Origin of the sequence: Pseudomonas sp. R45(2017), assembly GCF_002112305.1 — a bacterium.
Classification (GTDB): domain Bacteria; phylum Pseudomonadota; class Gammaproteobacteria; order Pseudomonadales; family Pseudomonadaceae; genus Aquipseudomonas; species Aquipseudomonas paraglycinae.
Map to the genome: position 1 here is coordinate 94,886 of NZ_NEHH01000007.1, position 13,133 is coordinate 108,018.

Genomic DNA, 13,133 nt, shown 5'->3' on the forward strand with positions numbered 1-13,133 from the left:
CGAGGCTCAATGCCGAACCAGTTTTTCCATGGCGGCATCCGCCAGAAAAGAGGAGCGGCTTTTGACATTGTGTTCACGCACGTAGCGGTCAATGCGCTGGATGACATAGCCCGGCAACGTCACATTGACCTTTTCGGTCTTGCCCATGTACGGCGAGATGTCCAGCTCGAGCATGCCCCAGCCCATGTCGGCAAACTCCGGGTTGTTGCGATGGGTGGCCGCCGAAGTCGGCATCGGAATCGAGTCGCCATCGGCCGCAATCTCCTGCAGCATGATGTGGGCAATCTCGACGGCCGCGTTGTAGGCATCCTCAAACGTATCTCCGGCAGTAATCGCGCCGGGAATATCGGGGATCTGAATCCCGATGGCGGTGTTCTCGTCACCCCATTCGATGCAGATTGGGTATTGCATTACGGATCTCCTCTGTAACTGGCTGGCGGGTTGTACAACCCGGCACGCCTCCTGATGCTCTTGACCGTCCCGACCGGCAAATCCTTTTTCGGATGCGGGACGGGAATCGTGTATGGGTTGTAACGGTGCGTGAAGATGTGGTGGCTGCCGGTTATCCGGTCCAGCGTCCAGCCTGCCTCCTCCAGCTCCTTGATCAATAACCTGCTCTGCACCAACCGCCTCCTTGCTTCGGCTTAACAAAAGTAACCCTAGAGTTATCTTTACTCAAGCACAGAAATTCGCAGCACGACGTTCGGTTGTTTTGCAGCATGTGATTGATGCACTGCCCCAGCGAGCTGGCATTGGCGCTTCTCGCAAAGCAAGCTCAGGCGTTGATGACAGGATACGAGTGAGGCATTGCTCATCACCCCAGACAGCAAAACGGCGATCCTGAGATCGCCGTTTTTCATTACTCCCCGAACTGCTTGCCCAGTCCCGCCGGTACGCCGTGGATGTTGGTTTCTTCCCACGGGCCGTTGGGGCTGATCGAGCGGCTCCAGCCGTTGTTCCAGCGGTAGTAGGTGCGCTGACGGTAGAAGGTGTTGGTCTGGTCGTCGAGCACGTAAACGCCCAGTTTCTGGTCCCAGTGGCTGTTGCCGCCAGGGGGCGGGGCGAAGCTGGCGGAGGTGCGCGGGACAGGTTTGGCGGGTTTGGCCGGGATGCCGGGCTTGCTCGGCGTCGGGCTGGTCGACGGGGTCGGGCTGGGTTGTGACGGCGGGATAGGCGGCAGCCTGGTGGTCGGCTCCGGTCGTTGCACCGCACATGCGCTCAAGCCCAGGGCCAGTGTGAGGACTGTGATTCGGGCGATGGCGTTCATGGCGGTACTTTCCTGTTGGTTCCGGCTATTTGTCCGGGCTGTCGATGGTCAGTGTCTGCGGCGCGGTGGTGCTGCTGGCCAGAGGCCCGCTGCGACCGACCCACTCACCGGCGGTCGGCTCACCGGCACGGGAGATGCGCGCAACCAGTTGGACTTCGGGGAAGTTCGACAGTTTCAATTGCGGCATCATCGCGTCGGCATCGCCCAGTTCGACAGTCACCGGCAGATCGGCGACGGTCAGGCGCTTGGCTGCCAGCGGTGCCGGCGGGCCCGAGGTGGCGCGGGCAAAAATGAACACGCTGTCACCCGGTTGCACCTTGGCTTTGAGCTCGCTGGCCAGATCCACACGCACTTTCAACAACGCCGCCGCTTTCGCTGCTGGCGCCGAGGCGACCTTGCCACCGCTGGCCTGCAGCTTTTCGGTGGCGCGGGTGATGCCGCCCTGCAGGGCCTCGCGGGATTTGTCCTGTGGCGGCAGTTGCGCCAGCAGACGGTTCCAGTAGTCGATGGCTTCCTGATAACGCTCGCCTTCGAACGCGGCGATGCCCAACAGGCCGAGGCTGGTGACTTCCTTCGGATCGGCTTTCAGCGCTTCGTCGGTCAGGGCCTGAACCTTGTCCGACCATTTTTTGTTGTCGGCAAAGTACTGGGCCTGCGCCCACTGGCCGAGCAGTTCCGGCTGGCGACCGGCGAGATTGACGGCACGTTCGAACATCTTCGCCGCGTCCGCCGGGCGATCCTGAGCCATGTAGGTACGACCGAGGAAATACACGCCTTCAGCCGAATCCGGTTGTGCGGCAACTGCGCGCTCCAGACGCTGGGTCATCTCTTCCATCGACTGCGGCGCCTGGGCGAACTCGCGGGTCAGTTCGACCTTGTCGCTCGCGCCAAAATGCAGATACAGACCGAGTCCCAACACCGGCACCAGCACGGCTGCCAGCAGCGGCAACGGCTTGCCCAGACGCGAAACCCGCGCCGGCGCCACACCTTCAGTGTCGGCAAGCAACTCACGGGCCGCTTCGGCACGGCCACTGTCCATTTGCGCAGCATCGAGGACGCCTTCGGCCTGCTGCGATTGCAGTTCGGCGACGCGTTCCTGATACAGCGCTACGTTGAGGGCGGTTCGATCCTCTTCACGCTGGGCGCGACGTTCACGCAGGACGGGGATCAGCAGAAAACTCAGGGCGACCAGAAGCAACAGCCCTGCGGCAAGCCAGAAATCAATCATTCTTGGTTTTTATCCAACAGTTGGTCGAGGCGCTGACGCTCTTCAGGGGACAGCGATTGCGGCGTCTCGGCGCGTTGCCCGCGACGGCGGCGGACGATCACGGCAATCACCACGAAGCCACCCAGCAACAGGCCGGCCGGGCCGAACCAGAGCAACGCGGTCTTGGCATTGAGCGCCGGTTTGTAGCGGACGAAATCACCGTAGCGATCGACCATGAAGTCGATGATCTGCTGATTGTCCTTGCCCTCGCCGAGCATGCGGAAAATCTCTTTGCGCAGGTCGGCGGCAATCGGTGCATTGGAGTCGGCGATGTCCTGGTTCTGGCACTTGGGGCAGCGCAGTTCCTTGGTCAGCTCGCGGAAACGCTCGCGATCGCCTTCTTTGGCGAACTCGTAGGTGTCGATGGCGGCGTGGGCCACACCGGCCAGGCTCAAGCCCAACACCATGGCAGCTAAAAAGCGCTTCATGGCTTGGCCTCGTCGACCAGCGCCTGATACTTGGCCGCCAGTTTTTCGCGCCAGACCTGCTCGTCGATTACGCCGACGTACTTGTCGCGGATGACGCCCTTGGCGTCGATGAAGAAGGTTTCCGGCGCACCGTAGACACCCAGGTTCAGGCCCAGCGAGCCTTCGTCGTCGCGGATGTCCAGTTGATACGGATTGTGGAATTCGGCCAGCCACTTCAACGCATCGGCGTTGGTGTCCTTGTAGTTGATCCCGTAGATCACCACGCCGCGCTCGGCGAGTTTGTTCAGCACCGGGTGCTCGACCCGGCAGGAAATGCACCAGGTGCCCCAGACGTTGACCAGTGCCGGTTTGCCGAGAATGTCGGCGCGGGTCAGGGTCTTGTCGCCCTGCACCGCCGGCAGCGAAAACTCCGGGAACGGCTTGTTGATCATCGCCGACGGCAGCTCCGCCGGATCCAGATACAGACCGCGATAAAGGAATACGGCCACCAGCAGGAAAATCGCCAATGGCACCAGCATCAACCAACGTCTCATGCAGCGGCTCCTTCCATGCCCAGCGCTTCACGCACTTTGGCTTTGACCTTCACTCGATAACGCCGATCCAGCGCCGCCAGCAAACCACCGAAACCGGTCAGCAGGCCGCCGAACCAGATCCAGCGCACGAACGGTTTGACGTGGACCCGCACTGCCCAGGCGCCATCGCCCAGCGGTTCACCCAAAGCGACGTAGAGGTCACGGGTGAAACCGGCGTCGATCCCGGCCTCGGTCATCACCGAGTTCTGCACGGTGTACAGACGTTTTTCCGGGTGCAGCACGCTGATTTCCTGACCGTTGCGGATCACCCGGACGGTGCCCTTGTCGGAGGTGAAGTTCGGGCCTTCGAAGTGCTTGGCGCCTTCGAACACGAACTGATAACCGGCCAGATCCATCGACTCGCCCGGTGCCAGACGCAGGTCGCGTTCGGCACTGTTCTGGCTCGACAACACCACGCCCAGCGCACAGACGGCGATACCGAGGTGGGCGATCTGCATGCCCCAGTAACTGCGGGTCAGGGTCGGCAGGCCTTTGATCAGACCTTTGTGGCGGGTCTTGTCGAAGATGTCGCGCACGCCGGCCAGCAACACCCAGGCCGCGAGCAGGAACGTCGCGATGACGGCCCAGTTGAAATCGCCGTAGGCGACGCCGGCTACCACCGCCAGCGCAACGCTGCCCAGCAGCACCGGGGTCAGCATGCTGACCAGCCATTTCACCGGGGTGTCTTTCCAGCGCACGATCACGCCGACCGCCATCACCAGCATCAACAGCGCCATCAACGGAATGAACAACGCGTTGAAGTACGGCGGGCCGACCGACAGCTTGGCGCCGCTGATCGCGTCGAGAATCAGCGGATACAGGGTGCCGAGCAGGATCATCGACGCTGCCACCACCAGCACCAGGTTATTGCCCAGCAGCAGGGTTTCCCGCGACCACAGGTTGAAGCCGACCTGGCTCTTGACCACCGGAGCGCGCAATGCGAACAGGGTCAGCGAACCACCGACCACGAACAGCAGGAAGATCAGGATGAACACGCCGCGCTCAGGATCGGAGGCAAACGCGTGCACCGAGGTCAGCACGCCGGAACGCACGAGGAAGGTGCCGAGCAGGCTCAGGGAGAACGCGGCAATGGCCAGCAACACCGTCCAGCTCTTGAACACGCCACGTTTCTCGGTGACCGCCAGCGAGTGAATCAGCGCCGTGCCCACCAGCCATGGCATGAAGGAGGCGTTTTCCACCGGGTCCCAGAACCACCAGCCACCCCAGCCGAGTTCGTAGTAAGCCCACCACGAACCGAGGGTGATGCCGATGCCGAGGAAGGCCCAGGCGACGATGGTCCACGGACGCGACCAGCGTGCCCACGCGGCATCGAGACGACCGCCGAGCAACGCGGCGATGGCGAAGGCGAACGCCACCGAGAAACCGACGTAGCCCATGTAGAGCATCGGCGGATGCACGATCAGGCCGATGTCCTGCAGCAATGGGTTGAGGTCACGACCGTCGGCCGGGATCTGCGGCAGGATCCGCGAAAACGGGTTCGAGGTGAGGATCAGGAACAGCAGGAAACCGGTGCTGATCATGCCCATCACCGCCAGCACGCGAGCGAGCATCACTTGCGGCAGTTGCCGGGAGAACACCGACACGGCGAAGGTCCAGCCGCCAAGGATCAACGCCCACAGCAGCAGCGACCCTTCGTGGGCGCCCCACACCGCGCTGAACTTGTAGTACCACGGCAGCGCGCTGTTGGAGTTCATCGCGACGTAAGCCACGGAGAAATCGTCGGTCATGAAGGCGTAGGTCAGGCAACCGAAGGCGAACAGCAGAAATGCGAACTGCCCCCACGCCGCCGGTTGGGCGAGCCCCATCCACAGACGGTCGCCGCGCCAGGCACCGAGCAACGGCACCACGGCCTGCACCAGCGCAAAACACAGCGCGAGGATCATGGCCAGATGGCCCAACTCAGGAATGAAAATGCTGGATGTCATCGATCAACCCTCCTTCGCAGGGGTTGGCGCGGATTGGCCGCTGTCCTTCAGGGCTTTGGTCACTTCCGGCGGCATGTATTTCTCGTCGTGCTTGGCCAGTACTTCATCGGCGACTACCACGCCATCGGCGTTGAGCTTGCCCAGTGCGACGATGCCCTGCCCTTCACGGAACAGATCCGGCAGGATTCCACGGTAGGTGATGGTCACGGACTTGTTGAAGTCAGTGACCACGAATTTCACGTCCAGCGAATCCGTGGAGCGTTGCAGCGAGCCCTTCTCGACCATGCCGCCGGCGCGGATGCGGGTGTCCTGCGGCGCTTCGCCGTTGGCGATCTGGGTCGGGGTGTAAAACAGGTTTATGTTCTGCTGCAGGGCGCTCAGGGCCAAGCCGACGGCAGCGCCGACCCCGACCAGAATTGCCAGGATGATGATCAGACGCTTTTTACGCAGCGGATTCACTTGCCGTTCTCCCGGCGCAGACGACGCGCCTCTTGTTGCAGATAACGCTTGCGGGCCGCGATCGGCGCCGCCACGTTGAGGATCAGTACCGCCAGACAGATGCCGTAGGCCGACCAGACATACAGGCCGTGATGGCCCATGGCGAGGAAGTCGCCGAATGACGCGAAACTCATCGAGCGGCCTCCAGGCTGTTCTGCACTTCTTCTTTCACCCAACTGGCGCGGGCTTCGCGCTTGAGCACTTCAAGGCGCATGCGCAGCAACAGCACGGCGCCGAAGAAACAGTAGAAACCCAGCACCGTCAGCAGCAGCGGTAGCCACATCTCGACGGGCATCGCCGGTTTTTCGGTGAGGGTGAAGGTCGCGCCCTGGTGCAGAGTGTTCCACCACTCCACCGAGTATTTGATGATCGGAATGTTGATCACGCCGACGATGGCCAGCACCGCGCAGGCCTTGGCGGCGCTGTCGCGGTTGCTGATGGCGTTGCCCAGCGCGATCACGCCGAAATACAGGAACAGCAGAATCAGCATCGAGGTCAGACGCGCGTCCCAGACCCACCACGAACCCCAGGTCGGTTTGCCCCAGATCGCCCCGGTGACCAGCGCCACGGCGGTCATCCACGCACCGATCGGTGCGGCGCACTGCAGGGCGACATCGGCCAGTTTCATCTTCCACACCAGCCCGACCACCCCGCACACCGCCAGCATCACGTAGATCGACTGAGCGAGCATCGCGGCGGGCACGTGGATATAGATGATGCGAAAGCTGTTGCCTTGCTGATAGTCCGGCGGCGCGAAGGCCAGGCCCCAGATGACGCCAACGCAGATCAGCAACAACGCGGCGAGGCTCAACCACGGCAAAAACTTGCTGCTGATGCCGTAGAACCACTTGGGCGAGCCGAGCTTGTGAAACCAGGTCCAGTTCATACTGTTTCCATCACGGGTGCCGCTCATCGGTGTGAGCAGTCTCAGGGTCTTTGCTGGTTAAATTTTAACCAGACCTCATTATTCGCCGACGCTGATCTTCAGGCCAGCCGCTATTGCAAAAGGTGTCAGGGTTATCGCCAGGGCGGTCAGGCTGCCAAGCCACAACAGATAACCAAGCGCCGGCATGCCCTGCAACGCCGCCTGCAAGGCGCCACTGCCGAGGATCAACACCGGGATGTACAACGGCAGAATCAGCAGCGCCAGCAACAGGCCACCGCGTTTCAGACCGACCGTCAGCGCCGCGCCCACCGCGCCGAGCAAGCTCAGCACCGGTGTTCCCAGCAGCAACGAAAGCAGCAAAACCGGCAGACACGCAGCCGGCAACCCGAGCATCAACGCCAGTAACGGCGAGAGCAAAACCAGTGCCAGCCCGGAAAAAAGCCAGTGTGCCAGCACCTTGGCCAATACCAGAAGTGGCAGGGGGTGCGGCGAAAGGACCCACTGTTCAAGGGAGCCATCTTCGAAATCACTGCGGAAAAGCCCGTCCAGCGAGAGCAGGACCGACAAAAGTGCCGCCACCCAGACTAACCCCGGGGACAAGTTTTGCAATACTTGAGTTTCCGGTCCGACGGCCAGCGGGAACAGCGCGATGACGATGGCGAAGAAAATCAGCGGATTGGCCAGCTCCGCCGGGCGACGGAACAGCAGTCGGGATTCACGGGCAACCAGCAGGCCGAACACACTCATACCGCCCAATTCCCCAGATCGATGTCGCGATAACCGGCCGGCATCCGGCTCAGCGTATGGTGCGTGGTGAGCACCACCAGCCCTCCCCGTTCGCAGTGCCCGGCCAGGTGTTCTTCAAGCTGTGCCACGCCCTGTTTGTCGAGGGCGGTGAACGGTTCGTCGAGAATCCACAACGGCGGGCTGTCCAGATACAACCGCGCCAATGCCACGCGGCGCTGCTGGCCGGCGGACAGACTGTGGCAGGGAACATCCTCGAAACCGCGCAATCCAACCGCCGCCAGGGCCTGCCAGATCGCGTCGCGTTCGGCGGGTTGATGCAGGGCGCAGAGCCAGGCGAGGTTTTCTTCCGGCGTGAGCAGATCCTTGATCCCGGCGGCATGGCCGATCCACAGCAGGTTGCGCGCCAGCTCGCTGCGTTGCTCGCCCAGCGGCTTGCCGTTGAGCAGTACCTGACCGTCGGTCGGCTGCATCAAACCGGCCAGCAAACGCAGCAGGCTGGTCTTGCCGCTGCCGTTGGGGCCGCTGATCTGCACCATATCGCCACTGGCCAGTCTCAATTCGAGATTGTCGAAGAGCAGTCTGAGATCACGTTCACACGCGAGGGCAACGGTTTGCAGGACAGGACTGGTCAAGGGTTCACGGGCCTTATACGGTTCAAGTCGGCTCTGGCGCGGCCGTTAAAGAGTTGCAGCATAGATGCATTGACGGCTCGATCTAGAGAGCTGCGTCAAACAATTGCAATGTTTTCGCCACTCCTGGAACGACGGGCGGCATTATACATGTCGCCATCCTCTCTCCAGAGTGCATTTTCCTCAGGTTGTGTCCGCGTATGACAGGCGAAATGAACATCCTCCCGCTCCCGCCCACCACCCCGGCGACCGTTCGCCCGCAGGTGGGTGAGCTGCTGAAGTTGCTGACGCCGGTCGACGGGCTGATTGCCGCCGGCCAGAGCGCCAAGGCCGAGGTGTTGTCGCTCAAGCAGGCGGATCAGACCTTTCAGTTGCTGCTCAAGGTGACGCTGGACAGCGGCCGTCAGACCACCGTGCAGGCGACCAGCAATCTGCCGCTGCCTCAGGGCACCAGCCTGGCGATCACCCAGCCGTCGGCGGGCAATCTGGCGATCACCGTGCAACAGGCCATCGCCAGCAGCGTCGCCACCCTCACCCGCATCGACACCGCGCAACTGCCGGTCGGCACGCTGCTACAAGGCAAGGTGCTGACGGCTCAGGTCTTGCCGCAGGTGCCGGGGCAACCGACGGTGTATCGCTCGATGGTCAGCCTGCTCAACACCGCGTTGAGCGGCACCACCCTGAGCATCGACAGCCCGCAACCGTTGCGTATCGGCACCTTGCTGTCGGCGCTGGTGCAGGACTCGCAAACCCTGAAGTTCCTGCCGCTGAGCAATCGCCAGGAACAACTGGCGGTCAGCCAGCAACTGGTCAGTCAGCAAAGCCGTCAGGGCTCGCTCGACGGCTTGCTGAAAATGCTCCAGAGCCTGCCCCCCGCCACCGATCAGACCTCCCAGGATTTGCGTGCCGCCGTGGACAAACTGCTCGCCAACCTGCCGGACGTGCAGCAACTGAGCACCCCAAAAGGTCTGGCCCAGGCGCTGGCCAACAGCGGCGTGTTCCTCGAAACCAAACTGCTGACCGGACAGAACCCGACACTGGCCCCGGACATGAAAGCCGATCTGCTCAAGCTGATCGCCCAGCTCACACCCGGCCTGCCCGGCAACACCAACCTGAACGCAATTATCGCCGCCAACACCTTGGCCCAGGCGCTGCCGAGTTTCGTGCGCAACGCCCTCGGCATGCTCGGCCAGGTCAGCGCGAAACCGGTGCCGAGCAGTTTTCCGCTGCCCGACCGCCTGCTGCAAAGTCTGGAAGGTGAAGGCGATCTGGAACATTTGCTGCGCCTCGCCGCAGCCGCCGTGTCGCGCTTGCAAAGCCATCAGCTGTCGAGCCTGGAACAGACTGGCGTGACCGACGACGGCCGCCTGCTCAGCACTTGGCAACTGGAAATCCCGATGCGCAACCTGCAGGACATCGTGCCGTTGCAGGTCAAGTTCCAGCGCGAAGAAGCACCGGAGAAACAGGAAGCCAACGAACAGCGCCGCGATGAGCGGGAACCGAAGCAGCAACTGTGGCGCGTCGATCTGGCGTTCGACATGGAACCGCTGGGGCCGATGCAGATTCAGGCGCAATTGATCAGCGGCAGCCTGTCCAGTCAGCTATGGGCCGAGCGGCCGTACACCGCGAGCCTGATCGAAAGCAATCTGACTGCACTGCGCCAGCGCCTGCTGGATTCCGGGCTGAACGTCGGCGACATCGACTGCCACCTCGGCACCCCGCCGCAAGGCATCCAAACCCGCCTCGAACACCGCTGGGTCGACGAAACCGCATGAATGACACCACCGCTCCACGCCAGGCCATCGCCCTCAAATACGACGGCAGCCACGCCCCGACCCTCACCGCCAAGGGCGACGAAGCACTGGCCGAAGAAATCCTGCGGATCGCCCGCGACTGTGAAGTGCCGATCTACGAAAACGCCGAACTGGTGAAGTTGCTGGCGCGGATGGAACTGGGCGACAGCATCCCCGAAGAGCTGTACCGCACGATCGCCGAGATCATCGCGTTCGCCTGGAACCTCAAGGGCAAGTTCCCGGCGGGACACAACCCGGATGCACCGATGGTCGAGAAAGACGTCACCGAACGCGGCGACGATTACTGAAGGCAAAAAAAACGCAGTCATCGATGACTGCGTTTTTTCGTTCCCACCTGAAGCTTTTAGCTGCTTCTGTGCAGCTTGCGCATCAACTCCGCCTCAGCCTGGGTCAACCCGCAGGACTGGGTCAGCTCATCGACACTCGCGCCCATCCCCACCAGTTTCGCCGCCTGGGCGAATGACAGGCTGGATGGATCGCGCTGCTCGAGCTGGGCGAGTTTGTCCGGGATCGGACCGACGACCGAGCGCAGTTCGTGCAGGGCTTCGCCCATGCGCACGTTGCCGTTCTGGTAATCGTCGACACGCTTGGCCAGGTCCTTGATACGCTGATCACGCAGCGCATCGCCTTGGGCCTGTTGCGCAGCGATCACCCGCTGCGCCTTGATGTACGCCAGAAACATCGCCAGCGTGCCTGCCCAGAACAGGAACAGGACAATGACCGCTACCTCGAGAATCAATCAGATGTTCTCCAGTTCCGACCATTCTTCTTCGCTCATCATCTTGTCCAGCTCGACCAGGATCAGCAACTCGTTGTTCTTGTTGCACACGCCCTGGATGAACTTGGCCGACTCTTCGTTACCGACGTTCGGTGCGGTTTCGATTTCCGACTGACGCAGGTAAACCACTTCGGCCACGCTGTCGACCATGATGCCAACCACTTGCTTGTCGGCTTCGATGATGACGATACGGGTGTTGTCGCTGATCTCACCGCTCATCAGGCCGAAGCGCTGACGGGTATCGATCACGGTCACCACGTTGCCGCGCAGGTTGATGATGCCCAGCACGTAGCTTGGCGCACCCGGAACCGGAGCGATCTCGGTGTAGCGCAGGACTTCCTGAACGCGCATCACGTTGATGCCGTAGGTTTCGTTGTCCAGCTTGAAGGTCACCCATTGCAGGATCGGATCTTCGGAACCCTTTGCCGCCGTAGCCTTGTCGTTCATACCCTAGCCCCTCGAAAAACCGCGCCTGGCGGTGTGTGTTTCGTTCGCCGGCATTTGAATGCCGGTACTGTCTTTATGTCGGTTTGTGGTTCGGCTTACTGCCGGACATGTGCTTTGCCCCACCGCTGGCGATCAACTCGGCCAGTGCGGAAACATCGAGCAAGGCGCACATGTGTTCAATCACCGTCCCGGCGAGCCATGGCCGCTGACCCCGGTGACTTCTCCATTTGATTTCATTCGGGTCCAGACGCAACGAGCGACTGACCTGATGCACCGCCAGGCCCCACTCGTAACCCTGCACCGAAATCACGTATTGCAGGCCCTGACGGAAATCATCGCGGTAGCGATCCGGCATGACCCAGCGTGCGGTGTCCAGCACCTTCAGGTTGCCGGCCTGGCTCGGCAGAATCCCGAGGAACCATTCCGGCTGACCGAACAGCGGCGTCAGCTCATGGCCGGCCAGCGAATAGATCGAGCCCAGGCACACCAGCGGCACGGCCAGGGTCAACCCGGCGACGTCGAACAGCAGGCATTCGAACGCTTCCGAAGCCCAGGCTGGACGACCGTCGGTTTCTACCGGTGGCGGCGTGTTGCTGGGCGGCAGATGCACTTCCACCAGCGGCGCAACCAGGGTTGGTTCGACCGGGGCTGGCGCAGGTGCTTCAGATTCTGGCTCTGGGACTACGGGAGCCGGAGGCGTTTGCAGAAGCTGGGTTTGCAGCAGCGGCGCCAGGGTCGATACCACGCGCACCGGCTCAGGCTCTTTGATCAACGTCGCAGGCGCCTTCGCTACTACAGCGGCAGGCGCTGCAACCGGGGCGATCGGCCGGGCGGCTTTTTGCGCATCCCGGGCCTGCTCTTCAAGCACGGCGGCCTGGAATTCATCGAGCGCCGCGGCGGTCTCGACCACCTCGACCGGGGCTGCGATTTGCTGCTCGACCTCGTCCGGCACTTCCTGCAGCAAGCCGTCCAGATAGGACTGCAGCGCCAGTTGCGGCTTCGACGTCAGCTTGATCGGCCGATTCATGCTCAAGCCACCTGCGGAACGAGTTGCTGCGCCAGCAGATGCTTGAGCAGCGCGCGGTAAGCCAGCACGCCACGGCTCTTGCCGTCGAACTGCGAAGGGGTGACACCGGCACGACTGGCGTCGCGCAGACGGGTATCGACCGGGATGTAACCCTGCCATATCTCGTCGGGGAATTTGTCACGCAGCACGCGCAAGGTGCCCATCGACGCCTGAGTGCGGCGGTCGAACAGGGTCGGCACGATGCTGAACGGCAGCGCCTGTTTGCGCGAGCGGTTGATCATCGCCAGGGTATTGACCATACGCTCCAGGCCTTTGACGGCCAGGTGCTCGGTCTGCACCGGGATCACCAGTTGCTGGCTCGCGGCCAGGGCGTTGACCATCAACACGCCGAGCAACGGCGGGCTGTCGATGATCGCGTAATCGAAGTCCTGCCACAGCTGCGCCAGACTCTTGGCGATCACCAGACCCAGGCCACTCTGCCCCGGCGACTGGCGCTCGAGGGTGGCCAGCGCGGTGCTCGACGGCAACAGGGAAATGCGTTCATCGCTGGTCGACAGCAGCAGCTGGCCCGGCAGGCCTTGCGGCACGCTGCCCTTGTGCAGAAACAGGTCGTAGTTGCTGTGTTCCAGGCTGTCGGGGTCGTAACCGAAATAGCTGGTCATCGAGCCGTGCGGGTCGAGATCGACCACGACCACGCGCTTGCCCGCCTCTGCCAGCAAACCGGCTAAAGCGATGGAAGAAGTGGTTTTACCAACACCACCCTTTTGATTGGCGACTGCCCAGACTCTCATTCAGATCGTTCCTCCCGGCCGGGATACTCGGCCGAG

Annotated in this window: 18 protein-coding genes; 2 read left to right on the forward strand and 16 right to left on the reverse strand. The window is 62.3% G+C overall.

Features of this window, described 5'->3' with window-relative positions; translation table 11 throughout:
- Positions 1-6: 6 nt before the first annotated feature.
- From CAF74_RS17220 to ccmA, 12 genes are all read right to left on the reverse strand, one after another.
- Positions 7-411: a type II toxin-antitoxin system HicB family antitoxin gene (locus tag CAF74_RS17220; RefSeq protein ID WP_011333093.1), complete on the reverse strand. Its 405-nt coding sequence runs from the start codon at positions 409-411 to the stop codon at positions 7-9.
- Positions 411-623, reverse strand: a complete 213-nt coding sequence (locus tag CAF74_RS17225; protein ID WP_085611511.1) for a type II toxin-antitoxin system HicA family toxin — start codon at positions 621-623, stop codon at positions 411-413. The genes CAF74_RS17220 and CAF74_RS17225 overlap by 1 nt, the downstream gene beginning before the upstream one ends.
- 236 nt (positions 624-859) lie before the next feature.
- Positions 860-1,267: a hypothetical protein gene (locus CAF74_RS17230; protein ID WP_085611512.1), complete on the reverse strand. Its 408-nt coding sequence runs from the start codon at positions 1,265-1,267 to the stop codon at positions 860-862.
- A 25-nt stretch (positions 1,268-1,292) separates the two neighbouring features.
- Positions 1,293-2,495: a c-type cytochrome biogenesis protein CcmI gene (gene ccmI, locus CAF74_RS17235; protein ID WP_085747094.1), complete on the reverse strand. Its 1,203-nt coding sequence runs from the start codon at positions 2,493-2,495 to the stop codon at positions 1,293-1,295.
- Positions 2,492-2,962 (reverse strand): cytochrome c-type biogenesis protein, encoded by a 471-nt coding sequence (locus tag CAF74_RS17240; RefSeq protein ID WP_011333089.1) that lies wholly within the window; start codon positions 2,960-2,962, stop codon positions 2,492-2,494. The genes ccmI and CAF74_RS17240 overlap by 4 nt, the downstream gene beginning before the upstream one ends.
- The gene (locus CAF74_RS17245) at positions 2,959-3,495 is read right to left on the reverse strand and encodes a DsbE family thiol:disulfide interchange protein (RefSeq protein ID WP_085747095.1); all 537 of its coding nucleotides are present in this window, start codon (positions 3,493-3,495) and stop codon (positions 2,959-2,961) included. The genes CAF74_RS17240 and CAF74_RS17245 overlap by 4 nt, the downstream gene beginning before the upstream one ends.
- Complete coding sequence (locus CAF74_RS17250) at positions 3,492-5,480, reverse strand: heme lyase CcmF/NrfE family subunit (RefSeq protein ID WP_085655456.1); 1,989 nt, start codon at positions 5,478-5,480, stop codon at positions 3,492-3,494. Before CAF74_RS17250 ends, CAF74_RS17245 begins: the two co-directional genes overlap by 4 nt.
- 3 nt (positions 5,481-5,483) lie before the next feature.
- Positions 5,484-5,939, reverse strand: a complete 456-nt coding sequence (ccmE, locus tag CAF74_RS17255; RefSeq protein WP_011333086.1) for a cytochrome c maturation protein CcmE — start codon at positions 5,937-5,939, stop codon at positions 5,484-5,486.
- Positions 5,936-6,112: a heme exporter protein CcmD gene (ccmD, locus tag CAF74_RS17260; protein ID WP_011333085.1), complete on the reverse strand. Its 177-nt coding sequence runs from the start codon at positions 6,110-6,112 to the stop codon at positions 5,936-5,938. The genes ccmE and ccmD overlap by 4 nt, the downstream gene beginning before the upstream one ends.
- A complete protein-coding gene (gene ccmC / locus CAF74_RS17265; protein WP_039769743.1) occupies positions 6,109-6,864 on the reverse strand; it encodes a heme ABC transporter permease in 756 nt (251 codons plus the stop codon). The genes ccmD and ccmC overlap by 4 nt, the downstream gene beginning before the upstream one ends.
- Positions 6,865-6,942: 78 nt before the next feature.
- A complete protein-coding gene (ccmB, locus tag CAF74_RS17270; RefSeq protein WP_011333083.1) occupies positions 6,943-7,611 on the reverse strand; it encodes a heme exporter protein CcmB in 669 nt (222 codons plus the stop codon).
- Complete coding sequence (ccmA, locus tag CAF74_RS17275) at positions 7,608-8,243, reverse strand: cytochrome c biogenesis heme-transporting ATPase CcmA (protein WP_007959232.1); 636 nt, start codon at positions 8,241-8,243, stop codon at positions 7,608-7,610. Before ccmA ends, ccmB begins: the two co-directional genes overlap by 4 nt.
- Before the next feature lie 197 nt (positions 8,244-8,440).
- Here ccmA and CAF74_RS17280 point away from each other — a divergent pair, with 197 nt between their 5' ends.
- Both CAF74_RS17280 and CAF74_RS17285 read left to right on the forward strand, forming a co-directional pair.
- The gene (locus CAF74_RS17280; RefSeq protein ID WP_085747096.1) at positions 8,441-10,015 is read left to right on the forward strand and encodes a flagellar hook-length control protein FliK; all 1,575 of its coding nucleotides are present in this window, start codon (positions 8,441-8,443) and stop codon (positions 10,013-10,015) included.
- Entirely contained in the window at positions 10,012-10,341 is a 330-nt protein-coding gene (locus CAF74_RS17285) for an EscU/YscU/HrcU family type III secretion system export apparatus switch protein (protein ID WP_085747097.1), read from the forward strand. Before CAF74_RS17280 ends, CAF74_RS17285 begins: the two co-directional genes overlap by 4 nt.
- A 56-nt stretch (positions 10,342-10,397) precedes the next feature.
- Here the strand turns inward: CAF74_RS17285 and CAF74_RS17290 are convergent, their stop codons facing one another.
- From CAF74_RS17290 to CAF74_RS17305, 4 genes are all read right to left on the reverse strand, one after another.
- Entirely contained in the window at positions 10,398-10,793 is a 396-nt protein-coding gene (locus CAF74_RS17290) for a DUF2802 domain-containing protein (protein WP_007959226.1), read from the reverse strand.
- Positions 10,794-11,279, reverse strand: coding sequence for a chemotaxis protein CheW (locus tag CAF74_RS17295; RefSeq protein ID WP_007959223.1), 486 nt, complete (start codon positions 11,277-11,279; stop codon positions 10,794-10,796).
- Positions 11,280-11,352: 73 nt separating this feature from the next.
- The gene (locus CAF74_RS17300) at positions 11,353-12,306 is read right to left on the reverse strand and encodes a CheW domain-containing protein (protein WP_085747098.1); all 954 of its coding nucleotides are present in this window, start codon (positions 12,304-12,306) and stop codon (positions 11,353-11,355) included.
- A 2-nt stretch (positions 12,307-12,308) separates the two neighbouring features.
- On the reverse strand, positions 12,309-13,097 hold the full coding sequence (locus CAF74_RS17305) for a ParA family protein (RefSeq protein WP_007959220.1): 789 nt from the start codon (positions 13,095-13,097) through the stop codon (positions 12,309-12,311).
- Between the last annotated feature and the right edge of the window lie 36 nt (positions 13,098-13,133).